This window comes from Dolomitihabitans soli (genome assembly GCF_022213955.1).
Lineage (GTDB): Bacteria > Actinomycetota > Actinomycetes > Streptosporangiales > Streptosporangiaceae > Streptosporangium_A > Streptosporangium_A soli.
In genome coordinates this window covers 27,369-52,814 of sequence record NZ_JAKNTW010000005.1, presented here as the reverse complement: position 1 = coordinate 52,814, position 25,446 = coordinate 27,369, and the positions used below count along the sequence as shown (strand labels likewise).

At 70.0% G+C, this 25,446-nt stretch carries 20 protein-coding genes; 13 read left to right on the top strand and 7 right to left on the bottom strand.

Annotation, left to right across the window (positions count from 1 at the left end):
• Window positions 1-45: 45 nt before the first annotated feature.
• Window positions 46-4,500, bottom strand: coding sequence for a type I polyketide synthase (locus tag MBA17_RS11275; RefSeq protein ID WP_238496313.1), 4,455 nt, complete (start codon window positions 4,498-4,500; stop codon window positions 46-48).
• An 86-nt stretch (window positions 4,501-4,586) separates the two neighbouring features.
• A complete protein-coding gene (locus MBA17_RS11270; protein WP_238496312.1) occupies window positions 4,587-5,792 on the bottom strand; it encodes an MFS transporter in 1,206 nt (401 codons plus the stop codon).
• A gap of 153 nt (window positions 5,793-5,945) precedes the next feature.
• On the opposite strand from MBA17_RS11270, the gene MBA17_RS11265 reads away from it, so the two are divergent.
• The 13 genes from MBA17_RS11265 (at window position 5,946) to MBA17_RS11205 (ending at window position 20,449) form a co-directional block, all read left to right on the top strand.
• Entirely contained in the window at window positions 5,946-7,727 is a 1,782-nt protein-coding gene (locus MBA17_RS11265) for an NAD(P)/FAD-dependent oxidoreductase (RefSeq protein WP_238496311.1), read from the top strand.
• A gap of 14 nt (window positions 7,728-7,741) precedes the next feature.
• Complete coding sequence (fabI, locus tag MBA17_RS11260; protein WP_238496310.1) at window positions 7,742-8,509, top strand: enoyl-ACP reductase FabI; 768 nt, start codon at window positions 7,742-7,744, stop codon at window positions 8,507-8,509.
• Complete coding sequence (locus MBA17_RS11255; RefSeq protein WP_238496309.1) at window positions 8,493-9,263, top strand: hypothetical protein; 771 nt, start codon at window positions 8,493-8,495, stop codon at window positions 9,261-9,263. The genes fabI and MBA17_RS11255 overlap by 17 nt, the downstream gene beginning before the upstream one ends.
• Entirely contained in the window at window positions 9,260-10,687 is a 1,428-nt protein-coding gene (locus MBA17_RS11250; RefSeq protein ID WP_238496308.1) for an acyl-CoA carboxylase subunit beta, read from the top strand. The genes MBA17_RS11255 and MBA17_RS11250 overlap by 4 nt, the downstream gene beginning before the upstream one ends.
• Window positions 10,688-10,703: 16 nt before the next feature.
• Entirely contained in the window at window positions 10,704-11,348 is a 645-nt protein-coding gene (gene gntA / locus MBA17_RS11245) for a guanitoxin biosynthesis heme-dependent pre-guanitoxin N-hydroxylase GntA (protein WP_238496307.1), read from the top strand.
• A 2-nt stretch (window positions 11,349-11,350) separates the two neighbouring features.
• Window positions 11,351-12,610 carry a cation:proton antiporter gene (locus tag MBA17_RS11240; RefSeq protein WP_238496306.1) on the top strand — a complete coding sequence of 420 codons (1,260 nt, stop codon included), beginning with the start codon at window positions 11,351-11,353 and terminating at the stop codon, window positions 12,608-12,610.
• 186 nt (window positions 12,611-12,796) lie between these two features.
• Window positions 12,797-13,567 (top strand): AfsR/SARP family transcriptional regulator, encoded by a 771-nt coding sequence (locus MBA17_RS11235; RefSeq protein WP_238496305.1) that lies wholly within the window; start codon window positions 12,797-12,799, stop codon window positions 13,565-13,567.
• Between the two features lie 31 nt (window positions 13,568-13,598).
• Window positions 13,599-14,690, top strand: coding sequence for a sugar phosphate nucleotidyltransferase (locus MBA17_RS11230; protein WP_238496304.1), 1,092 nt, complete (start codon window positions 13,599-13,601; stop codon window positions 14,688-14,690).
• Complete coding sequence (locus MBA17_RS11225; RefSeq protein ID WP_238496303.1) at window positions 14,687-16,111, top strand: class I adenylate-forming enzyme family protein; 1,425 nt, start codon at window positions 14,687-14,689, stop codon at window positions 16,109-16,111. Before MBA17_RS11230 ends, MBA17_RS11225 begins: the two co-directional genes overlap by 4 nt.
• Complete coding sequence (locus MBA17_RS11220; protein WP_238496302.1) at window positions 16,101-17,378, top strand: cytochrome ubiquinol oxidase subunit I; 1,278 nt, start codon at window positions 16,101-16,103, stop codon at window positions 17,376-17,378. Before MBA17_RS11225 ends, MBA17_RS11220 begins: the two co-directional genes overlap by 11 nt.
• A gap of 15 nt (window positions 17,379-17,393) precedes the next feature.
• Window positions 17,394-18,401 (top strand): cytochrome d ubiquinol oxidase subunit II, encoded by a 1,008-nt coding sequence (gene cydB, locus MBA17_RS11215; protein WP_238496301.1) that lies wholly within the window; start codon window positions 17,394-17,396, stop codon window positions 18,399-18,401.
• A gap of 34 nt (window positions 18,402-18,435) precedes the next feature.
• Complete coding sequence (locus tag MBA17_RS11210) at window positions 18,436-19,329, top strand: aldo/keto reductase (RefSeq protein WP_238496300.1); 894 nt, start codon at window positions 18,436-18,438, stop codon at window positions 19,327-19,329.
• 238 nt (window positions 19,330-19,567) lie between these two features.
• Entirely contained in the window at window positions 19,568-20,449 is an 882-nt protein-coding gene (locus MBA17_RS11205; RefSeq protein ID WP_238496299.1) for an AfsR/SARP family transcriptional regulator, read from the top strand.
• A 4-nt stretch (window positions 20,450-20,453) separates the two neighbouring features.
• On the opposite strand, the gene MBA17_RS11200 is transcribed toward MBA17_RS11205, so the two are convergent.
• The 5 genes from MBA17_RS11200 to MBA17_RS11180 form a co-directional block, all read right to left on the bottom strand.
• Window positions 20,454-21,644, bottom strand: a complete 1,191-nt coding sequence (locus MBA17_RS11200; RefSeq protein ID WP_238496298.1) for an acyltransferase family protein — start codon at window positions 21,642-21,644, stop codon at window positions 20,454-20,456.
• Window positions 21,634-23,409 (bottom strand): HEXXH motif domain-containing protein, encoded by a 1,776-nt coding sequence (locus MBA17_RS11195; RefSeq protein WP_238496297.1) that lies wholly within the window; start codon window positions 23,407-23,409, stop codon window positions 21,634-21,636. Before MBA17_RS11195 ends, MBA17_RS11200 begins: the two co-directional genes overlap by 11 nt.
• 63 nt (window positions 23,410-23,472) lie before the next feature.
• Window positions 23,473-24,717, bottom strand: coding sequence for an FxsB family cyclophane-forming radical SAM/SPASM peptide maturase (locus MBA17_RS11190; RefSeq protein ID WP_238496295.1), 1,245 nt, complete (start codon window positions 24,715-24,717; stop codon window positions 23,473-23,475).
• Window positions 24,718-24,783: 66 nt separating this feature from the next.
• Window positions 24,784-25,029: a hypothetical protein gene (locus tag MBA17_RS11185; protein ID WP_238496294.1), complete on the bottom strand. Its 246-nt coding sequence runs from the start codon at window positions 25,027-25,029 to the stop codon at window positions 24,784-24,786.
• A gap of 238 nt (window positions 25,030-25,267) precedes the next feature.
• Complete coding sequence (locus tag MBA17_RS11180; protein ID WP_238496293.1) at window positions 25,268-25,438, bottom strand: hypothetical protein; 171 nt, start codon at window positions 25,436-25,438, stop codon at window positions 25,268-25,270.
• Window positions 25,439-25,446: the final 8 nt, after the last annotated feature.

Sequence of the window (25,446 nt, the reverse complement as noted above, 5' to 3'; positions counted from 1 at the left end):
AGTCCAATGTCTCATCCATTCGTTTCGAGCGGACGGTCGGCGTAATCAACTCGACAACCTCTTCAGTTCCTCGGCGAGGACGCTGACGGTGTGTTCGATCTGGTGCGAGGTGTGCTCGGAGGTGACGAAGAACCGGAGTCTGACCAGTTCCTCGGGGACAGCGGGATAGAGGATGGGGTTGGCGCTGACTCCCCTGTCGAAGAGCCGGTTCGCCAGCGTCAGACACTGCTGGTTGTCGCCGACGATGCAGGGGATGACCGGCGAGTCGGTGCTCACGCCGGTGTCGACGCCCGCCTCCTTGGCCAGTCGGAGGAACAGCTCGGAGTTGGCGCGCAGGCGCTCCAGGCGCTCCGGTTCGTCCCGCATCACCTGGAGGGCGGCGAGCGCGGCGGCGGCGTTGGCCGGGGTCATCCCCACGCTGTAGACGAAACCGGGGACGGTGTACTTCATGTAGTCGACGACGTCACGGGAGCCGGCGATGTAGCCGCCGCAGCTCGCCCCGGCCTTGGACAGGGTGCCCGACCACAGCTCGACCCGGGAGCGGTCGATGCCGAAGTAGTCGCCGACGCCACCGCCCGACTTGCCGACCGTGCCGAGGCTGTGCGCCTCGTCGATGAGCAGGACCGCCCCGTACTTGTCCTTGATGTCCAGGATCGCCGGCAGGTCGGCGATGTCGCCGTCCATGCTGTAGACGCCCTCGATGACGACGAGCGCCCTGCGGTGCAGGTGGCGGTTGCGTTTGAGCACGTCCTCCAGCGCGGCCGGGTCGTTGTGCGCGAAGGGCCGGCGGGTCGCACCGGACAGGTGGCAGCCCTGCAGGATGCTGTCGTGCGACAGCTCGTCGTGGACGATGAGGTCGCCGGGCCCGACGATGTGCCCGATGACGGAGACGTTCGTGGCGTGGCCGCTGACCATGACCACCGAGTCCTCGGTGCCGAGCAGCGTGGCCAGCTCGGCTTCGAGCTCGGTGTGGATCGGGCGGTTGCCGGACAGGAAGCGGCTGGCCGAGACCGACGTGCCGTACCGTTCGACGGCCACCCGGACCGCCTCGTTGACCCGCGGGTGCCCGGACAGGCCCAGGTAGTTGTAGCTGGAGAAGCTGATCAGCTCCTGGCCGTCCACCAGGGTCGTCGACTTGATGTTGGCCTGGTGGTCGATGAAGTACGGGTTGCGGCCGATCCCCTTCATGAACTCCCGGTGCTCCACGACGTCGGACCAGCCCTCGATGCCGGTCTCCATCGCGACCCGCTGCCCGGAGACCGCGGCCTCGGGGACCAGGACGGGAGCGGGGGCCTCCACGGGCAACCCGGCCGTCGCGGCCACGGCGGCGACGAACTCGTCGATCGTCGGCCGCTTCGGCAGCCCCGGGAGGCCGCCGGCCAGCGCGGGCCAGACCGTCTGGAGCGAGACGCGCAGCTCGGTGAGCATCAGCGAGTCGAACCCGAGCTCCTCCACCATCCGAGTCCGGCCGGCGAGCTGCTCGATCGGGAACGCGCCGATCCTGGCGATCTGCTCGTGCACCCGAGTCCTGACCGCGCCGGCCTCGGCGGAGGGCCGGGGGGCCGCGGCCGGCTGGGGAGCGGCGGCAGGCAGCGCCTGGGGCACGATCTCGGCGACCGTGACCGGCGGAGCCGCGGGCGCCGTCGCCAGGGCCCCACCGGCCCCGGCCGCACGCAGCAGCGCGACCTGTTCACGGAAAAGGCTGACCATCTCGCTCACGTGAATCTCCTCCGCTGTGGACGGTTGTGGTGGTGACCCCGCCGCGACCGGCACGGCCGCGGCGTCCTGCCGTACGGCCGGCGCGGGGGCGGACCCCTGCTTGGCGGCGGGCATCGGGAAGGGGGGAAGGGCGTGGATCCTGCGCAGCAGCGGCGACGGCGGCAGGCTCACGACCGGCAGGTCATCGCCGTCGGGGGGCGTCACCGGCAGGCCGAGGACCGCGAGCTGGCCGAGCCCGGCCAGGAAGGAGCGGGCGTCGTCGGGAGTGTCGCCGGACAGCGCGACGAAGTGGCAGTCGTCCTGGTCGCCCAGGGTGCGGCGGGTCATCGCCAGCAGCGACCGGCCCCCGTTGACCTGGACGAAGATCCGGGCGCCCAGTTCGTAGGCGGCCAGCGTGGCGTCGGCGAACCGGACCGGGGAGGAGGCGTGCCCCTCCCACAGGTCGCGCAGCGCCGCCGGGTCCGACGTGTGCGCCCCGCTGACACACGACACGAAGGCGGCGTCGGCGGGTTCGGCGATCCGCCGGAGGTCGAGGTCCTGCCGTACGTCGGCGCGGACCGCTTCGAGCAGCGGGGTGTGGAAGGCGTTCGACACGGCCAGCGGCTGGGCGCTGACCCGCGCCGCCGCGCACCTCTCCGCCAGTACGGCCAGGCTGTCCGGCGCGCCGGCGACGACGGTCTGCCGCGGGTGGTTGAAGCAGGCGGGCCACACCCCGTCGATCCCGGCGGACAGCTCGGCGACCGCCGCGGCGTCGGCCTGGACGACGAGCATCCCGCCGCCTTCGCCGTTCTCGGCCCGCCGCATCACGGCGCCGCGCCCGCCCATCACGCGGACCGCCTCCGCCTCGTCCATCGCCCCGGCCGCGGCCGCCGCGGGGAACTCCCCGACGCTGTGCCCGAGGGTCACCGACGGCGTGATCCCGCAGGAGCGGGCGAACCGGGCGGCGGCGAGGCCGAGCACCCCGAGCAGGGGCTGGCAGACGTCGGTGCCCTTCATCCGCATCAGCCCCGCGTCGGTGGCGGCGTCCGCGCCGTAGACGCTGTCCAGGACGTCGATGCCGAAGTCGTTCCGGACCACCGCGTCGAGGGCGTCTGCCGTCGCGCGGAACCCGTCGTAGCGTTCGTACAGGTCGGCCAGGAGGTGCGGCCGCTGACTCCCCTGACCGGGGAACAGGAAGGCCACCGAGCGTTTCTTGGCGTCGACCGGCGACGCGGCCGCGTACACGCCGTCGCCGAGGGAGCCGGTCCTGCCCTCCCGCAGCGCCGCGCCGGCCGCCTTCAGCAGCTCGGCCAGTTCCTCCCGGCCCGCCGCGACGACCGCCAGCCGGGCCTTGAGCAGCTCACGCCGGGCGAGGGTGGCGGCGACGGACGCCGCGGACAGCTCGGGGTCGGCGTCGAGCCGTTCCAGGATCTGCTCGACGTGGCCGGCGAGCAGCTCGACCGAACCGGCGGAGAACAGGAACAGCTGGGGACGCGGCTCGTCGGGGAGCGGGGTGGCCTCGGGGGCCTCCTCCAGCACGACGTGGACATTGGTACCGCCGAACGCGAAGGAGTTGATGCCGGCCCGGCGTACGGCGGAGCCGGTCCGCGGCCAGGGGACGTTGTCGTCCGGGATCCGCAGGGCCGCCGCGGCCGGGTCGGCCTCCGGGCCCGGCACCGTCTCCGGCTGCTTGGGGATCACCGAGTGGTGCAGCGCGAGCGTCGTCTTGATCAGCGACGCCATGCCGGAGGCGGTGAGGGAGTGGCCGATCAGCGCCTTCACCGAGCCCACGTACGCGGGGTCGGGCGCCTTCCCCGACTCCTGCCGGACCCGCTGCAGCGACTCCAGCTCGACCCGGTCGCCGACCATGGTGGCCGTGCCGTGGGCCTCGATGAACCCGACGGAACCGGGGTCCACGCCGGCGTCGGCGTAGGCGCGGCGCAGCGACAGGCGCTGCCCCTTCGACCGGGGCGTCATCGGCCCGTCGGTGGTGCCGTCGTTGGAGCAGCCGACGCCGCGGATCACCGCGTAGACACGGTCCCCGGCGGCGACCGCCGCCTCCAGCGGCCGCAGGACCACCACGCCCACCCCTTCGCCGAGCACGAAGCCGTCGGCGCGGTGGTCGAACGGCCTGCACACGCCGGTCGGCGACACCGCGCCCACCTTGGAGAAACCGATCAGGCTGTGCGGGATGAGGTTGACGTAGGCCCCGCCGACCAGTGCCTCGGTGCACACCCCGGCGCGCAGCGCGACGACCGCCTCGTGCAGGGCGACCAGCCCGGAGGAGCAGGAGGAGTCCATCGTGAAACTGGGCCCGCCGAGGTCGTAGAACTGGCTGACGTTGGTGGCCGCCATGTTGAGCTGCTCACCGGGGATCGACCAGGGCTCCATGTCCATCGGGTCGGGGGTGAGGTACATGAAGTCGGCGGTGCTCATCGCGAAGTAGACGCCGGTGTTCTCGCGGTCGAACGGCCGGCGCTCCCAGCCCGCGTCCTGGATGGCCTCGCGGGCCACGTCGAGCAGCAGCCGCTGCTGCGGGTCCATCGTCCGCACCCGCCGCGGCGGCATCCGGAAATACGCGGCGTCGAATTCGTCGATGTCCGCCAGATAGGAGACCTGGTCGGTGTAGGCCTTCCTGGCGGCCCGGCGATCTGCCGGGTCGTGGAAACTCTCGTGCTCCCAGCGCGTCGCGGGCACCGAATGAAATCGGCGTTCGCCACCGAGCAGGATTCCCAGATATTCGTTCAGGTCCTTTGCGCCAGGGAAACGGCATCCCATGCCGACTATCGCGATATCACGCATCGTGTCCCTACTTCGCGTCGCCGCATTTACAGTCATCGCTTCCAAATTCAGCATCGCACTACTCCGGCGATTTTCCACCGAGAGAATTACCGAAGTCCTTCATGCACCTTCGGTCGCGCGACGTGCTTGATCCGCCCGGAGACCAGGGCCGTCAGCAGGGCCACGACCCCCGCCGCGACGGTGACCCGGAAGGCGTAGTGCCCGTTGAGGGCGTCGGTGACCTGACCGGCCACGCTCACGCCGGCGGCGAGGCCGATCATCATGGCGCTCTGCACCCAGCCGAAGCCCTCGCTGCTCCTGGCCGTGGGCACCAGCGTCTCCACGATCTCGTAGACGACGATCAGGGTCGGGGCGATGGCCGCGCCGGCGATGAACGCGGCGACGGCCATCAGGGGCAGCCCGGTGACGACGGTGAGCGGCAGCAGTCCCGCGGCCAGGCACAGCGAGCAGATGAGGAACCGCTGGGCGAGCGACGCCTGCCACTGGCGGGAGCCGTACATCAGGCCGGTGACGAGGCTGCCGACCGACAGGGCGGCGACCAGCGGCCCCGCCATGGCCGTGCTGCCCATGTCCTCGGCGAACGCGACCATGGCGATCTCCACCGAGCCCAGCACCATGCCCAGGGCGAGCGCGAACACCAGCACCAGGCGCAGCGCGGGGATCCACAGCAGGGACGGCTCGCGCTCCCGTGCGCCGGTGAGCGGCGGCTCGGTGCGCCGCATCGCGGCGAACGCCAGCCCGCCGCCCACGGTCAGCACCAGGCCGGTGACGAAGCCCGCGGCCGGGTGGATGGACGAGGCGATCACGGTCGCGAGCACCGGCCCGACGATGTAGATGATCTCGTCGATCGCGCCCTCGATCGAGAAGGCCGTCTTGAGCTGGTCCGTTCCGCCGACCCTGGCCGCCCAGCGGGAGCGGACCATCGGGCCGAGCGGCGGGAAGGCCACGCCCGTGCACACCGCGGACGCGAACAGCAGCCAGGTGGTGCCGGTGGCGACGCCCACCATGATGCCGACCAGCCCGAGCGCGTGCAGCAGCACGACGGGCCGCAGCACCCTGCCCTGCCCGTAGCGGTCGCCCAGCCTGCCGATCCGGGGCGCCGCCAGCGCCTGCGAGACCAGGATGGTGGCGCCCACCGCGCCGGCCAGGGTGAAGGAGTCGGTGACCGAGGTCACCAGCAGGATCGTCGCGATGCCCAGCATGGACATCTGCATCCGGCCGACGAAGCCGGCCAGGACGAATCGTCGTACGTCGGAGGAGGCGAGCAGAGTCTTGAAATCGTTGTCAGCCACGCGACAACAGTGCATCGCCGTACTTCCCGCGATAAGACCGTAGCGAATCTCTTCGGTAATCTCCTCGGTTCCGCAGGGCCCGGTCGATGGCAATGTGGCTTTCGGCGGGCTTCGCCTGACCCGCTCACCAAACCCTCCGAATAAGGGGATGCAATGACCGAGATCGGCACCTATTACGACGTCATCATTATGGGTGGGGGTCCGGCCGGATCAACGCTCGGCTCACAGCTGGCCCGCACCACGAATTTGAGCGTCGCGATCTTCGACAAGGCCAAGTTCCCCCGGGAGCACATCGGCGAGTCGCTCGCTCACCCGACGACGCCGGCGCTGGAGGAGATCGGCGCGCTGGAGAAGATGATGTCGAGCGACTGGCGCGTCCAGAAGTTCGGCGGCGTCTTCAAGTGGGACAAGGAGCCCAGCGTGGGCTTCTTCGACCACGAGTCCTACCAGGAGGACGGCGTCCACCGCTGGGCGGCCCACGTCAACCGGTCCGAGTTCGACCACATGCTGCTGGAGCACTCCGCGGAACTCGGCGTGAACGTGTTCGAGGAGACCACCGTCTCGGCCTTCGACCGTCTCGAGGACGGCTGCGAGGTCACGCTCAACGACGGCCAGAAGATCCGCTGCGGCTACTTCGTCGACGCCTCCGGCCGCCGGAACAGCATCGCTTCGAAGAAGAAGCGGAACTACCTGTCCGGCTACAAGAACATCGCGATCTGGCAGCACTACACCGGCGCCCAGCACGCCTACGACCTCGACGAGGACTGGAACATCTTCCACGAGAAGAGCCTGTCCCCCATCACCTGCTCGGCCTTCGCCGACGGCTGGTGCTGGTACATCCCGGTGCCGAAGGTCATCAATGGCGAGCGTGTGATGACGCACTCCGTCGGCATCGTGACGATCCCCTCGATCCTCAAGGAAGAGGGCAAGGACTTCACCGAGATCGAGAACTTCACCCGGGCGGTCAAGGACATCCCGCTCGTCGGCGAGCTGGTGCGGAACGGCACCCCGATCTCCGACAAGATGCAGACCGCCACCAACTACTCCATGATCAACGACCAGTTCGCGAACTTCGACGAGCGCTGGATCCTGGTCGGCGACGCCGCCTACTTCGTGGACCCGCTGTTCTCCTCCGGTGTCGCCTTCGCCATGCACCACGGGCTGTCGGCCGCCACCGTGATCAAGGCGACCTTCGACGAGAGCGTCGACGAGCAGCACAAGCGCGACCTGTGGCACGACTACGACATGGAGTGGCACGGCATCGCCGAGTCCTTCTCGCTGTCGATCGACCAGTGGTACCACGCGATCGGCAAGAGCAACCCCGAGAGCGTCTACTGGCGCACCAGGGGACAGGACGTCACCACCTCCGAGATCCGCGAGCAGACCTTCCAGATCCTGCTCAGCACCACGATGGAGCCCGACCTGCTGCGGGTGCTGACCGACAAGGACGGCTCCCAGGCCGACCTCGACGCCGACGGCCCCTACATGAAGGCGTACGGCATGGCCGACCCCGGCCAGATCGGGCAGGACGACGTCGTCGCCCTGGCGCCCGGCGCCGTCATCCGTACCAGCCTCGGCCTCGACATCCCGGGGTTCAAGGGCTTCGCGCCGCCGCCGCCGTTCGAGCTGTCGGCCGAGGAGCGGGCCGCCCTCACCAAATACTGGGAGGACCCGGTCGCCAACGGTGACGCGGTGATCTCGCCCCTCACCAGCCCGCTCCCCTGCCACCGCTACTCGGTCGAGGGTTCGCCCGGCGGCATCGAGGTGCGCAGCTTCGACGAGGTCGACGGCGGCAAGGTCGTCTGGGACGCCCTGCAGGACGGCGGCATGCGCTTCAGCGACCTCACGGAGACGCTCGACGAGCTCCAGCTCCACCTGGTCAAGCTCCTGTGGCGGACCGGCGTCGTCACCGTGACCCCCGCCACCACCGGCTGAAGGGGGCTGCCGAGATGGGGATCCTCACCGGGAAGAACCTGCTCATCACGGGAGTGCTGACCGAGGCGTCCATCGCCTTCAACGTGGCCAGGGTCGCGCAGGAGCAGGGCGCGAAGGTCGTGCTGACGGGCTTCGGCAGGATGAGCCTCGTCCAGCGGACCGCGCGGCGACTGCCGGACCCGAACACGCCGGTCATCGAGCTGGACGTGACCGACGAGAGCCACCTGGCGAGCCTGGGAGCGAGGGTCGGCGAGCACGTCGACCGGCTCGACGGCGTGCTGCACGCGGTGGCCTTCGCCCCGGAGAACGCGCTGGGCGGCAACTTCCTCGACACCTCGTGGGCGGACGTCGCCACGACCCTGAACGTGTCCACCTACTCCCTCAAGGCACTCAGCGTGGCGTGCGCCCCGATGATGCCGAACGGGGGCTCCGTGGTGGGCCTCGACTTCGACGCCACCGTCACCTGGTCCTCCTACGACTGGATGGGCGTGGCGAAGGCCGGCCTCGAATCCTGCTCCCGGTACCTCGCCAGGTACCTCGGGCCGCAGGGGATCAGGGTCAACCTGGTGGCGGCGGGCCCGCTCAAGACGCTCGCCGCCCGCAACATCCCGGGCTTCGCGGGGGTCGAGGCCACCTGGGACAACAGATCACCACTGGGCTGGAAGGCCGACGACTGCGAGCCGGTCGCCCGCGCCTGCGTAGCCCTGCTCTCTGACTGGTTTCCGGCGACGTCCGGAGAAGTGATTCACGTAGATGGAGGCTTCCATGCGATGGGCGACTGACAAACGAACCGCGTTCCGGATCGGCGCCGCTGTCGGCATCGCCGGCGTGGTGCTGGCCGTGACCAGCGCGCTGCTGGTCCTGGTGACCATCCAGGACCCGTTCGCCGACATCTCCGCGGCCGACTACATGGGCGCCATCCTCTCCGCGCCCGCCCTGTGGCTGCTGCTCCACCTCGCCGTCACGGTGGGCACCGGGCTCAAGCTGATCGGCCTGCTCACCGTCGGCCAGACCTTCGAGAACACCCCCGCCAAGCCGCTGGCCCTGGCCGGCAACGGGCTCGCCATCACCGGTGTGGCCCTGCTGATCACCACCTACGCCCGCGACGGGTACGTCCACACGTTCATCGCGGACAGCTGGCAGGCCGCCGGCGGCACCGACACCTACGAGGCCGTCTTCGCCGCGAGCACCCGGAGCGCGTTCTCCACCGAGATCACGGGCGTCCTGCTGGTGCTCGGCCTCGCCCCCCTGGCGTACGGCACGGCCATGCTCCTCACCTCGCTGTACGCCCGCTGGCTCGGGTGGCTCGGCGTCGTCGGGGGCGTCGGCGGGGTGCTGACCGCGAGCTACCTCTACGTGACCGGGCTGACCGACCTCGGGTACGGCGTGCTCTACCCGCTGTTCGGCATGCTGATCCCGGCGGTCTGGACGATCGCGGCCGCCCTTCGGATCTGGCGCTCCACCGGATCCGCCACTCCCGTCCCGGTGACGGTCCCGGCCCAGGCCTCGGCCCCGGCCGAGGGAGCCCTTCGATGACCCTGCTCGACGAGACCCGCGCTCCCAGCCTCCTGCCGGAGGCTGGGGACGCGGACCCCCGGGACCCCTGCACACGTCTCGCCCGGTTCTTCGACCCCGGGTCGATGACCCTCCTCTCGCCCGAAGACGGCAGCGGCGCGCTCGCCGCGATCGGCCGGGTCCTGGGGGTGCGGACCGTGGCGTTCGCCAGCGATCCCCGCGTCCAGGGCGGCGCGATGGGCTCGGTGGGCTGCGATCACATCGTCCACGCGTACGGCGCCGCCGTACACGAGCGGCTGCCGATCGTCGGGCTGTGGCACTCCGGCGGCGCCCGGCTGGCGGAGGGGGTGGCCTCGCTGCACGCGGTGGGCCGCGTCTTCGCCGCCATGACCAGGGCGTCCGGCGTCGTGCCGCAGATCTCGGTGGTGCTCGGCCCGGCCGCGGGGGGTGCGGCCTACGGGCCCGCGCTCACCGACATCGTGATCATGTCGGACCAGGGCCGGATCTTCGTCACCGGGCCCGACGTGGTCCGCAGCGTCACCGGCGAGGACGTCGACATGGCCACGCTGGGCGGCCCCGAGCCGCACGGCAGCAAGAGCGGCGTCGTGCACGTGGTGACCAAGACCGACGAGGAGGCCCTGGCCAAGGCCCGCGCGCTGACCGTGCTGCTGGGCGACCAGGGCGGCGTGCCCGGCGAGGTCTCCGAGGTCGACTTCTCCGCGCTGCTGCCCGACAACCCGAAGCGGGCCTACTCGGTGCAGCCGGTCATCGCCGGGCTCCTCGACGAGCGCGGCGTCGAACTGCACGCCAAGTGGGCGCCGAACATCGTCACCACCCTCGGTCGGCTCGGCGGCCGGACCGTCGGCGTGGTCGCCAACAACCCGATGCGGCTCGGCGGTTGCCTCAACGCCGTCGCCGCCGAGAAAGCCGCCCGCTTCGTCCGGATGTGCGATGCCTTCGGCGTCCCTCTGGTCGTCATCGTGGACGTCCCCGGCTATCTGCCGGGGGTGAGCCAGGAGTGGGACGGCGTCGTACGGCGCGGCGCGAAGCTGCTGCACGCCTTCGCCGAGGCATCGGTCCCCCGCGTCACCCTCGTCACCCGCAAGGCGTACGGCGGCGCCTACATCGCGATGAACTCCCGCTCCCTCGGCGCCACCAAGGTCTTCGCCTGGCCGACCACCGAGGTGGCCGTGATGGGCACCGTCGCGGCGGTGCGCATCCTGCACCGCCGTCCGCTCGCCGCCTGTTCCTCCCCCGAGGAGCGGGCGGCCCTGGAAGAGGAGCTGGCCGCGCGGCACGACGAGCTCGCCGGCGGTCTCGGACGCGCCGTCGAGCTGGGCGTGGTCGACGAGGTCATCGGTACCAAAGAGACCCGGGGCGCCATCGCGCGGGCCATCGCCTGCGCCGTGCCCGCCCGGGGCATCCATGGCAACATCCCTCTCTGACCTTGGAGCCACAGGCATGGATGACGATGTCTTCGACGCTCTGGCCAAGTTCATCGAGCAGAGCGACTTCGTCTGTCTCGGGGCTCGTGCCGCTCTGCGTAAAAAGTCGATCGTGCACCACCACTATCCGGCGCTGGGCGAGCAGGAATCGGTTCTCGCCCACCACCGGGACCTGCTGACCTTTCTCTCCACCTTCGAGCCGTCCGCCCGCAGCTTCACCTCCTTCGTCGCCACCTTCGAGAACCCGCTGCACCTCTCTGAGCAGGAGTTCGAGGACCAGGTCTGGCGGCACCTCCAGACCCTGCACGACGAGGACAGCAAGAGCTTCGAATGGAGTGACAAATACGACTCCGATCCGGCCTCGGCCGACTTCGCGTTCTCCGTGGGCGGTCACCCGTTCTTCATCGTGGGCCTGCACGGCGGCGCGTCCCGGCCGAGCAGGCGATTCGAGAAACCAACCCTCGTCTTCAACTCGCATATTCAGTTCAACGCGCTGGGCATCAAGTTCTTCAAATTGCGTAGCAAGATCCGCACCCGTGAGCGCTCCTTCCACGGGTCCGCGAACCCCAGTTTCACAACGTATCGAGAAGAGGCACGACACTACGGCGGAAGATTCACTGAGCCCGACTGGAAGTGCCCATTCTCGCCGAACGGTGAATGACGGTGCTGGACACTGTCGGGCATTTCTTCATCAGCATCGTGGTGGTGCTGTCCTGTGCCCATCTCGCCGGTTCACTGGCCCAGCGCCTCGGGCAGCCACGGGTGGTCGGCGAGATCGCCGCCGGCCTCGCGCTGGGCCCCTCCCTCCTCGGAAAGATCAACCCTGACCTCGCCGGATGGCTCCTGCCCGACGAGGTCGGGCCGATGATCGACGGCCTCGCGCAGCTCGGCCTGGTGCTCTTCATGTTCGGGGTCGGCCAGGAACTGGCCACCACCCGGATCCGCGGCACCGCGAAGCAGGGACTGCTCATCAGCCAGACGTCGATGGCCGTCCCGTTCGTCGCGGGCGCCCTCGTCGCGGTGCCGCTGATCGGCGGTTTCGCCGGCCCGGCCGGCAACCCGGTGGCCTTCGTGCTGTTCGTCGGTTGTGCGATCAGCATCACCGCCTTCCCCGTGCTGGCCCGCCTGATCAGCGACCTCGACCTCGGCCGGACCGTGCCCGCACGGCTCAGCCTGTTCGCCGCCGCCGTGGGCGACGGGGCGAGCTGGCTGCTGCTGGCCGTGGCCCTGGCGGTGGCGAGCGGCTCGGGCGCCGGCGGCCTGCTGCTCAGCGTGGCCGGCGCACTCGCCGTCACTCTCGCGTTCGTCGGCCCGGTGCGCACCACGCTGGCCCGGTGGGCCCACCGCGACGCCATCGCCACCGGCAGCGTGCTGCCGGTCGTGGCGGTGGCCGCCACCGCGACCCTGACCGCGGTGATCGGCATCCACCAGCTCATCGGCGCGCTGCTGGTCGGCATCGCCTGGCCGGCCAGGAGCCAGGGCGCCACCGCGCTCATGGAGACGTCGAAGTCGGTGCTGCTGCCGTTCTTCTTCCTCAGTTTCGGCCTCACCGTCGACCTCAGCGCGCTCAAGCTCGACGGGCCGACCGTGATCGCCCTGGTCGTGTTGCTCCTCGTGGCCGTCGTCGCCAAGGTGGCGGGGCCCGGCCTGTGCGGCAGGCTGACCGGGCTGTCGTGGCGTGACTCCTTCATCCTGGGCTCGCTGCTCAACGCCCGCGGCCTGACCGAACTGGTCGTGCTCCAGATCGGCTACCAGGCGGGACTCATCGACCAGCGGCTGCTGGCCATCCTGACGATCGTCGCGCTGGCCACCACCCTGATGACGACTCCGCTGCTCAGGCTGGTCGGCGTCCGGCCGCCCGTCACGCACCAGCGGGTCGCGACGGTCCGCCCCCCGATCCCGGCTGAGGCCCCCGCCGGCTGATCGGACGGCATCGGCGGACTACTCCTTTCGATACCCCCGAGATTCCCCCTGGCGCACATCGAGTGACCTTGGATGATTTCTATTGTCCCGCGGCCAGGCCACTGGCTAACGTCAAGTTAGACCACTACCGGAACCGGCCTGGAATTGGGGGTAAATCTGATGGTGGCGTTCAAAGTTCTCGGGCCGTTGGAAATCAGTTCGGGCAACCGGATCTGGCGACTTACCGCTCCTCGTCAGCAGCAGATCCTGGGGTTGCTGCTGCTGACCGCGAACCAGCTAGTCGACATCAATTCTCTCGTTCTGGAGCTGTGGGGAGAGAATCCGCCGAAGAGCGCGGTCACCACGGTCCAGACCTACATTTACCAGTTACGCAAACTGTTCGGCCACGAGGCCCCGGCGTCCGAGATCCTGATCACCAGGCCGCCGGGGTATGTGCTTGCGGTCGACCCTGAGCAGATCGACCTGTTCACCTTCCGCAAACTCGCCGACGAGGGTCAGGCCCTCCTGGCGAGCGGGAACCACGAGGAGGCCGCGCGGCGGCTGCGCGGGGCCCTGGCGCTGTGGGCCGGGCCCCCGCTCCAGGGGATCACGGCCGGGCGCGTCCTGGAGGCCCACCTCGCGGACCTGGAGGAGCAGCGGCTCCGCGCCCTGGAGCTGCGCATCGAGGCCGACCTCCAACTGGGCCTGGGACGCGAGCTCATCGGCGAGCTCAGGTTCCTGGCCGCGACCAATCCGCTCAACGAATGGTTCCACGGCCGCCTGATGGTTGCGCTGTGCCAGGTCGGCCGCCGGAACGAAGCCCTCGGCGCCTACCAGGAGCTGCAGGCCGTACTGGATCGGGAGCTCGGTCTGGAGCCCTCGCGGGAGTTGCGCCGGCTGCGCTACCAGATGCTGGACGCGCCTCCCGCGCCGGTGAAGGCGGCCTCGAAGCGGCACGGCGTCGCAGCAGTCGTATGAAGTCACGTCGTATGGCTAGAAGGGATAGGCAGTGAAAGCACTTGTCCTGGCGCGCTGGACGCACCTGCGGCCGTTCGACCACTCCGCACAGAGACAGCTCGTCCCGGTCGCCAACCAGCCGGTCCTGTTCCTCGGTCTGGAGGCCGTCCGGAAGGCGGGGATCTCCGAGACGGCCATCGTCGTGGGCAGGGACGACCGGGCGGTTCGGGAGGCTGTCGGCACCGGTGCGGCGTTCGGCCTCGACGTGACCTATATCTACCAAGATGCACCACTCGGTCTCGCGCACAGCGTGCTGATCGCGCGGGACTATCTGGGCGACGACGACTTCCTCCTACATCTCGGAGATACCGTCATTTTGGATGGTTTCGATGGGTTAGTGAAGGAGTTCAAGCGGCGCGGCCGTCCCGACGCTATGGTGCTGGTCGGCGGCGCACAGGACACCGCCGACCACGGCGTCGCGAGCGTCGACGAACTGGGCAACGTAACGGCTCTGACGAACGGGCCCGGGGAGGGCGGCGGTGAAGTACCACTGGTCGGCGCGTACGTCTTCACCCCGGCCATCCACCAGGCCGTCCTGTGCACCAAGCCCAACTGGCGCAGGGAACGCGAGATCACCCGGGCGGTCTCCTGGCTGGCCGTCAACGGAGGCACGGTGCGCGCGCACGTCGCCGAGGGCTACTGGAAGAACATCGCGCTCGTCGACGACCTGCTCGACTGCAACCGCGAAGTGCTCTCCAGGATCGACCCGGTGATCCGCGGCGACGTCGACGACGCCAGTGAACTGCTGGGCCCGGTGCTGGTCGACGCGGGCGCGTCCGTCCGCGGTTCCCGCGTGGTGGGGCCCGCGGTCATCGGCGTCGGGGCCACCGTGGTGGACAGCGCGATCGGCCCCTACACCTCGATCGACGCCGACTGCGACATCCGATCCAGCACGATCGAGAGCTCCATCGTCCTCGCGGGCGCGTCGCTGCGCGGCGTCGGCCCCGTCCGGGACTCGCTGATCGGCAGGGACGCCCGCGTCCGGTCCGACGCCGGTGGGGCACGCCTGATCCTGGGCGACCACAGCCAGATACTCCTCCAACGGCGCGAGCTCGCCGGACCCCAGACGGAAGTGACGTTGTGAACGCTGTGACATGGGACGTCCTGTGGCCCGACGCCGCGGGGAAGGAGGCCCTGGAGGTCGCCGCCCGGCTCGCCGGGCAGGGCCTCCGCGCCGGTGACCGGGTGCTCTTAACCGGTGAGAACTCCGCCGCCTTCGTGACGTCGCTGCTGGCCCTGTGCCACCTCGACGCCTCGATCGTGCTCGCGGACCCGCAGCTCACCACCGAGCAACTCGAACGGATGACGCGCATCGCGGGGGTGCGCTGGGCGGTCGCCGGCGAGACGGCGGCCGGGCTCCCGCTGCCGCCCTCCGCGATCCTGGACCCCGGAGCCGGGCAGGCTCTCCCCGACCCGTCGGCGAAGATCTCCCTGGACCGCTGGACCCAGCGCCGGGACGCCGTCGTCATGTGGTCGTCGGGGACCACCGGCGACCCCAAGGGCGTGGTGAAGTCGGGCCGCGCCGTGATGGAGAACTCCCGGGTCACCGCCGGGGTGATGGGGTACCGGACCGACGACGTGCTGGCGCCGATCCTGCCCTTCTCCCACCAGTACGGCATGTCGCTGCTGCTCATCTGGTGGCTGACCGGATGCGGGCTGCTGCTGGCCCCCTACCGGCGGCTGGAGCAGGCGCTGACCGCGATCGGCGAGTCGGGGGCGACGGTCGTGGACGGCTCGCCGCCCACCTATCACGGCATGCTCACCCTGTTCTCGCGCAACCCGGCCATCCTCGCGGCACTGAGCGGGGTTCGCATGTGGTGCGTGGGCGGGGCGCCGCTGCACCGGCCGCTGGCCACCCAGTTCGAGGCGGCGACCGGGAACGAACTGCTCGACGGCTACGGGATGACGGAGACCGGCAACATCGCACTGACGGTCCCCGGCATGACCGAGGGCGTCGGGGCGCCGTTGCCCGGCGTCGAGGTGCGGGTGCTCGGCGAGGACGGCGAGCCCGTGACGCCCGGCTCCCCCGGCGAGATCGTGGTGCGCACCCCCGGCCGGATGGAGGGCTACCTGCGGGTGGACGGCAGCCTGGAGCCCTGCGCCGACACCTGGCTGCGGACCAACGACCTGGGACGGGTCGACGACGACGGCCGGCTCCACGTCTTCGGCAGGATGAACGCGGTGCACCGGATGGGGCACACCCTCTACCCGGAGTATCTGGAACGCCGGGCCGAGGAGTGCGGCGCCCCCGTGAAGGTCGTCGCGCTCGACGACGACCGGTCCGGGTCGGTGCTCGTCTTCTTCGTGCAGGACGTCGACGACGACGAGCGGGTCTGGCGGGCCCGGTTCCGCGCCTACCTGGCCGCGTACGAGCGGCCGAACGCCGTGGTGACGCTCCCCAAGTTCCCGGTCAACCGGAACGGCAAGGTCGATGTGGCGGCGCTCAGGGAGAGCGCCGTCCAGATACTCACGAGTCCCCGAAACAGAGTTGATGATGGACGCTGAAATCCTGGCGCGAGTTCAGTTCACGGTCACGAGCGGGTTCCACTGGCTCTTCGTCCTCCTGACACTGGGCCTGGCGCCGATCATCGCGATCATGCACGCGCGCTACGTCTTCACCGGCAACCCGCGGTTCGAGCGCCTGACCCGGTTCTGGGGACAGATCTACGTCGTCAACTACGTGCTCGGCATCGCCACGGGCATCGTGATGGAGTTCCAGTTCGGGCTGGCGTGGAGTGGCCTGTCCACCTTCGCCGGGAACGTCTTCGGGGCGCCGCTGGCGCTGGAGACCCTGGTCGCCTTCTTCGTCGAGTCCACCCTGCTCGGGATGTGGATCTTCGGCTGGGGGCGGCTGCCGAAGGTGCTCCACATGGTGCTGTTCTGGCTGATCACGGCGACGGCCTACTTCTCGGCCTTCTGGATCATGGTGGCGAACGGCTTCATGCAGAACCCCGTGGGGTACGAGGTGCGCGACGGGGTCGCCTACCTCACCGACTTCGGGGCGATGCTCAGCAACCCGATGGCCGTCAACGCGATGGAGCACATCACCGGGGCCGCCCTGCTCACCGGGGGCGCCTTCGTCACGGGGGTCAGCGCCTACCAGTTCTTCAGGCGCACGACCGAGGTGCAGTTCTTCAAGACCTCGCTGCGGACCGGGCTCGCCTTCGCGGTGCCGTTCAGCATCGTCACGGTGGAGGCGGGCTTCCGCCAGTTCCCCGACCTCAACGTGGCCCAGCCGATGAAGATGGCGGTCCTCAGCGACTACCTGCAACCCGAGGACCGCGGGCCGTACACCGTCGCGCAGGTGCAGGACATGATGGTGGCGCAGCACGGGCCCGGTGACTACGTCCCGCCCATGTGGATCGGCGGGGTCTACGACATGATGATCATCCTGGCCTTCTTCATGGTGGTGTTCTCGTTACTCGGGGCCGGGTTCCTGATCGGTGGCTTCATCATGCGGTCACGCGGCGCGGCCCTCACGATCATGATCCTCATCCCGATGCCCTTCCTCGCGACGTCGGCGGGCTGGGTCGTGCGGGAGGTGGGCCGGCAGCCGTGGGCCATCTACGGCGAGCAGCTGACCTCACAGGCCCGCTCGGACGTGAGTGAGGGAGCCATGCTCGCCTCCCTGATCGGCTTCAGCACGCTCCTCGCCGCGCTGGCGCTCACCAACTGGTTCCTGATCGCCCGGTACGCGCGGCGCGGGCCGAGGGACACGGACCTCGGCAGCCCGGGCTCGGCGGTCGAGCACCAGCCCGCCATGGCCCTCTGACCCCAAGGACGACTCATGACTTTGGAAGCCATCTGGCTCGCCCTGCTCGGGCTGCTGCTCGCCGGGTACTTCGTCCTCGGCGGTTACGACTACGGCGTGCAGATGCTCCAGTCGACCCTGGCTCGCGGGGAGACGGAGCGTCGCCTGGCCCTGAACTCCTTCGGACCGTTCTTCCTCGGCAACGAGGTGTGGCTGGTCGCCTTCGCAGGCGTGCTCATCGGAGCGTTCCCCTTCCTGGAGGGGCCGCTGCTGTCTGGAATGTACCTTTTGTTCGTCGTGATCATCGGCGGGGTCGTCCTCGGCAACGTCTCGGTCCAGCTCCGCAGCAGGCACACCGGACGGTGGTCGCGGGCGATCTGGGACCGGCTGGTCCTGATCGGCGGCGTGGTGCCGGCCGTCGGCTGGGGGCTCGTCCTCGGCCTGCTGCTCCGCGGGCTGCCGCTGACCCCCGAGCGCACCTTCGCCATCGGCGCCGCCGAACTTCTCGACCCCTTCGTCCTGCTCTGCGGGGTGACGACCCTGGCGTTGTTCGCCGGGCACGGCGCGACCTTCCTCGCCATGCGGACCACCGGCGGCCTGCGCGAACGCGCGGGACGCGCCGGACGGCCGCTGCTCGTGGTCGCGGCGCTGTTCGCACTGGCCGCGGCCGGCGTGGGCGCCGTCTCCGGGGTGGCCGCCGCCGGCCTGACCGCCGCGATTCTGGCGGTGGCGCTGCTCCTCGCGCTCGGCGCGGCCGTCGTCGCCCTGTCCAAGGGGGCGACACGTGCGGCGTTCGCGGCCACCAGCTGCGCGGCCGTGCTGCCCGTGCTGATCGTCGGCTTCGGCCTCTACCCCGACCTGCTGGTCCCGGCGGACGGCGGGGCCCACCGGATGGCCCTGCCCGAGGCGGCGGCGGACACCGCCACGCTGCAACTGCTGATGCCGGTGGGCGCGCTGGTGATCCCGCTGCTGATCGCCTTCCAGGCGTTCAACTGGTGGGCCTTCCGCGCACGGGTAGACGAACGGCAGTCTCTTTACCTGTGAGGGCCCTGCGATCGAAGAGGATGGAGGTGAACCCATGCAGCGCAGAAGGCTGGGCCAGGCTGGGCCCGTCTCGTCCTGCCTTGGTCTGGGCAGCATGGCGCTCAGCGACGGATACGGGCCGGTAGGAGTGGCGACTTCCGCCATTGTGAGCTATGCCCTCGACGCCGGGATAACCATGCTCGACGTGAGCGATCTCCCGGCGGGAAGCGAGATGGAGCCGCTGATCGGCAAGGCCGTGGCCGGGCGGCGGGCGGAGGTGCTCCTCGCCACCCGCCAGGACGCGGGGACCGACTTCCGGCGTTCCTGTGACGCCACGCTGACCAGGCTCGGCACGGAGTATCTCGACATCTACTACCTGAGCGTCGACCGGAGCGAGCCCGTCGAGTGCGGCATGACCCAGATGGCGGAACTCGTCGCCGCCGGCAAGGTCCGTCACATCGGCCTGCTCGAAGGCACCCCTCAGCAACTGCGGCGCGCGCACGCCGTCCACCCGGTCGCCGCGCTCGCGATGCCGTACTCCCTGTGGCAGCGGGAGGCCGAGCGGGAGCACCTGGCCGTCGCGCGGGAGCTCGGCGTCGGGGTCGTCGCCAGGAGTCCCCTCGGGCGCGGCTTCCTCGGCGGCCGGATCAGGTCGAACGCGCAACTCGGTCCCGCCGACCCCAGGCGGGCGGACCCGCGCTTCTCGGCGGAGAACCTGCCGGACAGCATGCGGATGCTGCGTGAGGCGGAGGCCACCGCGGCCGATCTGGACATCGGCATGAGCCGCCTGGCCCTGGCCTGGCTGCTGTCCAGGGGCGACGACATCGTGCCCATCCCGAGCACCCGCGACCCGATCCACCTGGAGATGAACATCGCCTCGGCCGAAGTGAGCCTGACCGACGAGGCCTGCGAACGACTGTCGCACGTCTTCCCGCCAGGCGCGGCCTAACCGGGCAGCGCGGTGCCCATGTCGCCCGGCCCACCCGGCCGGGCGACTTTCGTTGTGTCCGGGCTCCCAGCTCCGGGAGTACGGCAGGCGCCGTCCGCATGAAGGGTGCGCGCGGGGCGAGGAGCCGAACACATCCGAGGTGACCGCGAGGAGGGGTGGTGTTTCGCGAATAGATCATCCAGAATCGGGCCATTAGGGCTGTTTCTAAAGTTGCCAGGACTATGGAGACTGAGCACCATTGATCGAGTTCCGCGTTCTGGGTCATCTTCAGGTACTCCACAGAGGAGAACGGGTCGAACTCGCCGCGAGCATGTGGTGCCGGCTGCTGGCGGTGCTGCTGTCCGAGGCGAACCGGCCGGTGCCGGTGGACGCTCTCATCGATGCGCTGTGGGACGGCGATCCGCCGCGCACTGCCCGTAAGGGCTTGCAGGTCTATGTCCACCGTCTCCGGAGCACCCTCGGATCCGCCGACCGCATCGGGTACGGCAGGAACGGCTATTCGATCTCGGTCGACGAGTCGGAGCTGGACGCGATGAGGTTCACGGACCTCGTGGGGCGGGCACGTGCCGCCCAGCGCGGCGGTGACCTGGCCGGTGCGCGCGGTCTGTACCGGACGGGGCTGGATCTGTGGCGGGGACCGGCCTACGCCGACATCCCCTCGGCGGTGACGGAGGCGCACCGGCTTGAGGAACTGCGCCTCCAGGTGTGGGAGGACTGCTTCGACGTCCAACTGAAGCTCGGGCGGCGCGATGGCATGATCGCCGAGCTGACCACGCTCATCGCGGCACACCCGTTCAGGGAACGGCTCCGGGCCCAGCTCATGGCGACGCTCTACCAGTCCGAGCGGCAGGCCGAGGCGCTCAAGGTCTTCCACGACACCCGGACGTTGTTCGCCGACGAGCTCGGCATCGCGCCCGGTGCCCGATTGCACACGCTGGATCTGTGGATCCGCGGGCGCGAGGCCGCCTCGGCTCAGGTGGGACGGGCGCTGCGGCAGCCGTCCTCCCTGCTCGACTTCATGGGCCGGGCCGAAGATCTCGACTGGCTGTCCTTACTGCTCAGTTGTGGTGAAGGCGCGGGGCAGGCAAGAGCGGAGGGCCCCTCCACGAGCGGACTGTAAACGTCTACAGTCGGCGTGACCTGCGCCGTTGGATCGGCTCCTCGACCAGTTGGCTACTGACGAAGGCGTACAAGACGGTCAGGACGGTGACCGCCGCGAGGTTCATCGCCAGCCCTCCGGTCCACCCCTGTTGCCCGGTCAGGAGGTACCAGGTATCCATTGCGACGAACTGCCACAGGAAGATCCCGTAGGAGATACCGCCGAGAGTGCCCGCGACGCGGTTCCCGAGCAGCGTTCGCACGAGCCCGGGGCGTGGCGGAAGCGCGGCCGGGGCCACCAGCGCGACGGCGACGACCGCGTACAGCGCCTGCTCGGCCAGGTTCGTCGGCAGATCGTCGGCGGTGACGAAACGGCCCCCCGTCACCGGCGTCGAGGCCAGCGCGTACGCCGCCCCGGCGACGATCCAGCAGACCCACCACCACCGTGCGAGCGAGCGCTGAACCTCCTCCCGCATGGACGGCAGCCAGGCCATGACGACCGCCAGCGCCATACCGCCCGCGAAACACGCCCAGTAGCGGGGCAACCAGAGCTGCATGTAACCGGAGCCCACGGGCGAGAACGCGACGAGCGTCCAGGCGAAGGAGGCCAGCGCGACCCCTGCGAGAGCGACGAGTTGCCGCTTCGCGCGGGCGGCCACGCCCACCGCGCCCCCGGACAAGCGGGCGAGCAGCAGTGCCATCAGCGGCAAGGTCAGGTAGAAGGCCACCTCGACCGACAGGCTCCACATCTGCATCAGCCCCGGAGGTCCGGTGCTGCTCCACCACGGCGAGGTGTCGTAGTTCTGGGTCAGCGTCAGAAGCTTCAGCCAGGTCCACAGGTCGCCGGTGTGCTCGCGTGACCAGCCGAACATGGCGACCACGACGACGATCCAGTAGAGGGGCAGGATGCGCAGGCCCCGCCTCACCAGGTACGCGCGCGTGTCCGGGGGCCGCTCACCGGTCAGGGAGGCGACCGCCCACGGCCGGTACAACAGCAGTCCCGAGAGCACGAAGAAGATCGGCACGGCGACGTCCGCCCTGGACAGCAGCGCTCCGACGATCCCGTCCTGCAGCGCCACCCCTGTCTGCAGGGCCACGTGATAGAGCAGGACCGCGAGGGCGGCCAGCGCCCTGACGCCGTCGAGGGCGTCGACCCTGGCGAGCGCGGGCTCCCGCCGGATCGCGTCGGGAGGGAGGTGGGCCTGGTCAGCGGACATCTTCCAGCTCCCCATCCAGCCAGGCGGCCAGGGTTCTCGGATCCGGTCGGCGCTCGTGCAGGTCGCCGATGAGGCCGTACACCGCCCTTACCAGGTGAGGTTCGTGCACCATCGCGCCGGACTCGCCGCCGCCGTGCAGCGCCAGGGCCAGCCCCGCCCAGTGCATGGCCTCGTCCGACCCGGCCGCGATGCGCTCGGCGTACAGGCGGGCGGCCGTCGCGTGGTCACCGCGCAGGTGGGCCAGGTCGGCGTCGGTCACGTCGGCCGCCATCTCCGCTTCCAGGTCCGCGTAGAACCGCTCGGCGGATTGTGCCGACAGGAGTTGCGCGTATCGCAGCCGGAGCCGGATGTGACTCGGGCGGGCGCCGGTGAACTGCCGCACGACGGGCTCCGGCCCTCCCGCTCCGCGATGCGCGTGCTCACCGGTTATCCATGCCTTGGCCAGCACCATCAGGTCATCCGGATGGTAGTGGAGGTTGTTCAGCCGCCAGAGGAGCCGGTGGTCGAGGATCGCCGCCTCCGCCCAGGCCGCGTACGTGCCGGGCACCTCCTCGGCGACCCATCCCCGCGCTGTGGCGTCCATGCCCGCGACGAGAGCCGTGCCGTCCGCGTTGAGCGCATCCGTCTCCAGCAAGGCGTGGGTGCCGATGAGGGTCTGCTCGCGCGCCATCGCGAATCGGACGTGTGCGTTCGCCCGGCTCTCACCGTCGTGGACGTGGCGGTGCCGGCGCCAGAAGTCCGCGATGCCGAGGTAGGCGTACGTCGCGTGCAGCAGGCCGTGCAGCGGCCGGGCGTCGTCGCGGGCGGGAGAATAGTGGAGCCCGCCGCCTTCCTCGTACAGGGGACACAGGTCGAGCAGCGCGTTGAGCTTCGAATGCTGCGATTCGTGCACGAGGGCCTCGGCGAAGGTGGCGGCGTCGTTCTCCGTGAGCTGGATCGAGCCGAACGCGTCCCGCGAGGTGGCGCTCTCGGCCTCGCCCTCCGCCTGCGGGACGAGCGTGGCCAGCACCTCGGCTATCGAGGCGGCTCGGCCGGGGGTCACGGCGACCAAAAGCATCCAGGCATCTCGCACTCGGTCGGACCAGCGGCCGAAGCCGTCCGCGTCCAGCCGGGCGGACACGCCACTGCAGATGGCCCGGTACGGTCCGAGATCGTCAAGATCGACCCGCAGGCGGACGCCCGCGCTCTCTGCCGTGATCTCGCGCAGCCCGAGCCAGCCGGGGCCGTCCTCGCGGTGGTCGGCGGGCAGGACGACCGTGGTGTCACCCATGGTGAGCGACGGCCCCCGCCCCTCGTCGCGGATCGTCACGCTGCCGTCCGCGGGAAAGACGGCCTGGCCGAGGGTGGGCAGCAGGACGGCGTTCCGCCGCAGGGGGACCACCGTCTCGAACTCGACCCCGGCCCTGATCGCCGCGGCGGCCGCCACACCGCCCAGCTCGCCGAGCACCACGCGGACCTGCTCGGGATCGGCGCCGGGATCCTGTGCCAGGCGCAGGCAGGCATGCGCCCACGAACCGGTATGAGGATGCCCCAGAACGGCGGCGACCTGCTCCGGCTGGACCGCCTGCACCGAGGCGAGCAGATCGTAGGCGCCCTCATAACCCGACGCCGTGTACGCGTCCGGGAAGACCTGCTGCGCCGAGTCCATGATCGCGCGGAGGAACAGTGCGTGCTTGCCGAACTGACCTGCCCGGAAAGTCGCCACCATGGCGGGCTCGTCATCACCGGTCGCCAGCGCCTCCAGGTCGGCGGGCGTGAGGATCATCAGGACACCATCCTTACTGCGCGGGCTGCTGACGGTTCGGTACGGCCCGGCGGCCTCTGAGCGTCAACGCACGGCCTCCGTCGCGCCCCGCAGGTCCGCGGCCATCCGCTGGGCGATGTGCGTGACGAGGCGGTACAGGTCGGCGCAGTAGACAGTGGGATTGCGGAACCCGGAGCCGGCCCGGTAACGGTGCACGTAGTGACCACCGCCGCAGATGTCGCGTATCTGGCAACCCATGCAGGTATCGGAGAGCGCGTCGAGTCCGGCCTGCCTGGCCACCACCCCGGGGTGCCGCAGCGCGTCGTCGAAGCTGTTCGCGAAGATGTCGAAGCCGGTTCCGGTGGCTCCCTCGAACGCCGACTTCAGCGAGCAGACCTGCTCCACGGTGGCGCTCGTCTCGACCTCGATCAACTGAATCGCCGCCAGCCCGATCACCTCGTCGCGGCTGCGCCCGCCGAGCATCTCGTCCACCACGGCGCGCAAGGTCCGCACGACCGTCTCCTCCACCGGCGCCGAGTACCACCGGTCGAAGATCGCAACCAGCCAGTCGCCGTACGGGGTGTGCTCCGGATCGTCCCTCCAGCGGGGCGGCGGCTCGCTCCAGTTGGCGTGCGGAAGCATGAAGTCCATGGTCGGCGGCTCGAACTCGAGCAGCGCCTCGTAGCTGTCCACCGGATCGTTGTCGACGTCGATGGTGCACAGCAGCCCGGCGAAGAGCCGGCGGAAGGCAGGCCGGGTCAGCAGTTTCAGGCCGCGTACGACCTCGTCGTAGCTGCTGCGCCCGTTGGCGTAACGGCGGTGCCTGTCGTTGGCGAGGCGGCCGCCGTCCAGGCTCACCCCCACATCGATGTCGTGCCGGTCGAACACCCGCATGAACTCCTCGTTGAGCAGCACCGCGTTGGTCTGCACGCTCAGTCTCAGCGTGGTTCCCGAAGGCATCGCCGCCCGCAGCGTCGCGGAGGCTTCATCGATGAACTGCGGTCCCGCCAGAAGCGGCTCACCACCGTGGAAGACGACGTAGACCTCGGGCAGTTCGTGGGCGGCGGCGTGCTCGCCGATGCGCCGTGCCGCCTGTTCGAGGATCTTCGCGCTCATGACGCCGGGCCGGGTGCGCCAGGACTGGTCGGCGAGCTCGTACATGTAGCAGTAGTCACACGACAGGTTGCACCGGCCGTGCACCTTCAGCACGAACTCCTGGAACGGCGCGGAACGCCATCCGGGACGGGCGGTGACCGTGGTGGCCCACTCCGCGTCGGGCCACTCCCGCGAGCCGGGACGTGCCGACAGGACGATCGGGACGGGCTGCATGAGACCTCCTTTGAAGACACTGGGAAGGGGTGAGAGCGATGACGGGCATCGCTCTCACCAGATCCGTCAGAGACGCGGCGCGACGCTGGTAAACGTCGTGAGCGGGCCGGCGGCCCCCGCTTCGGAGGTGGCCCTGCTGATGGCCTGAGCCAGCACGGAGCCGTCGTTCGCCTTGAGCTCGGCCAGGTCCACGTTCACCGTCGTGGACGAGGCCGAGGCGGTGCCCGCGGCACTCGCCATCCCCGCGCCGGTGATCACTCCGATGACGGCCGTCGCGGCCACCGTCGCCAACTGAATCGTCTTCTTCTCCATGGGGTCTCCCAGAGTCGATTCGCAGCAGGCTTTGTTGCCCTGCCACCACCAGGGTCAGGAAGTCTGGTTAAGCGGCGGTTGTCGCCCGACTGCATGGGGTGGAAGCCACCGGTTGGGCTGGAGAAGACCGGCACCTCAGACACGGCGCGTTCAGCGGAAAACGGCCTGCCGCCCCCGCTGCGCCCCCGCGCGGGTCATCGCCGACAAGGCCTGCGGCTCTGCGGCGATCCGCGCCCTGTCACGTCGGCGTGGGATCGCCGCGACCATCCCCGAACGCGTCGACCATAAGACCGATCACGCCCGCCACGGTGGACGGCCGCCTCGCTTCGTTGCGCTCCTCCAGCGACGTCGTGACATCATCGAACGCCGCATCAACCCACTGAACCAATGGCGCGGTATCGCCACCCACCGGTCACG

What these genes read in the sequence shown, in the direction of transcription:
- MBA17_RS11275 (WP_238496313.1), bottom strand. Translation starts at nt 4,500, where the DNA reads ATGCGTGATATCGCGATAGTCGGCATGGGATGCCGTTTCCCTGGCGCA.
- MBA17_RS11265 (WP_238496311.1), top strand. Translation starts at nt 5,946, where the DNA reads ATGACCGAGATCGGCACCTATTACGACGTCATCATTATGGGTGGGGGT.
- fabI (WP_238496310.1), top strand. Translation starts at nt 7,742, where the DNA reads ATGGGGATCCTCACCGGGAAGAACCTGCTCATCACGGGAGTGCTGACC.
- MBA17_RS11255 (WP_238496309.1), top strand. Translation starts at nt 8,493, where the DNA reads ATGCGATGGGCGACTGACAAACGAACCGCGTTCCGGATCGGCGCCGCT.
- MBA17_RS11250 (WP_238496308.1), top strand. Translation starts at nt 9,260, where the DNA reads ATGACCCTGCTCGACGAGACCCGCGCTCCCAGCCTCCTGCCGGAGGCT.
- gntA (WP_238496307.1), top strand. Translation starts at nt 10,704, where the DNA reads ATGGATGACGATGTCTTCGACGCTCTGGCCAAGTTCATCGAGCAGAGC.
- MBA17_RS11220 (WP_238496302.1), top strand. Translation starts at nt 16,101, where the DNA reads ATGGACGCTGAAATCCTGGCGCGAGTTCAGTTCACGGTCACGAGCGGG.
- cydB (WP_238496301.1), top strand. Translation starts at nt 17,394, where the DNA reads ATGACTTTGGAAGCCATCTGGCTCGCCCTGCTCGGGCTGCTGCTCGCC.
- MBA17_RS11210 (WP_238496300.1), top strand. Translation starts at nt 18,436, where the DNA reads ATGCAGCGCAGAAGGCTGGGCCAGGCTGGGCCCGTCTCGTCCTGCCTT.
- MBA17_RS11200 (WP_238496298.1), bottom strand. Translation starts at nt 21,644, where the DNA reads ATGTCCGCTGACCAGGCCCACCTCCCTCCCGACGCGATCCGGCGGGAG.
- MBA17_RS11195 (WP_238496297.1), bottom strand. Translation starts at nt 23,409, where the DNA reads ATGATCCTCACGCCCGCCGACCTGGAGGCGCTGGCGACCGGTGATGAC.
- MBA17_RS11190 (WP_238496295.1), bottom strand. Translation starts at nt 24,717, where the DNA reads ATGCAGCCCGTCCCGATCGTCCTGTCGGCACGTCCCGGCTCGCGGGAG.
- MBA17_RS11185 (WP_238496294.1), bottom strand. Translation starts at nt 25,029, where the DNA reads ATGGAGAAGAAGACGATTCAGTTGGCGACGGTGGCCGCGACGGCCGTC.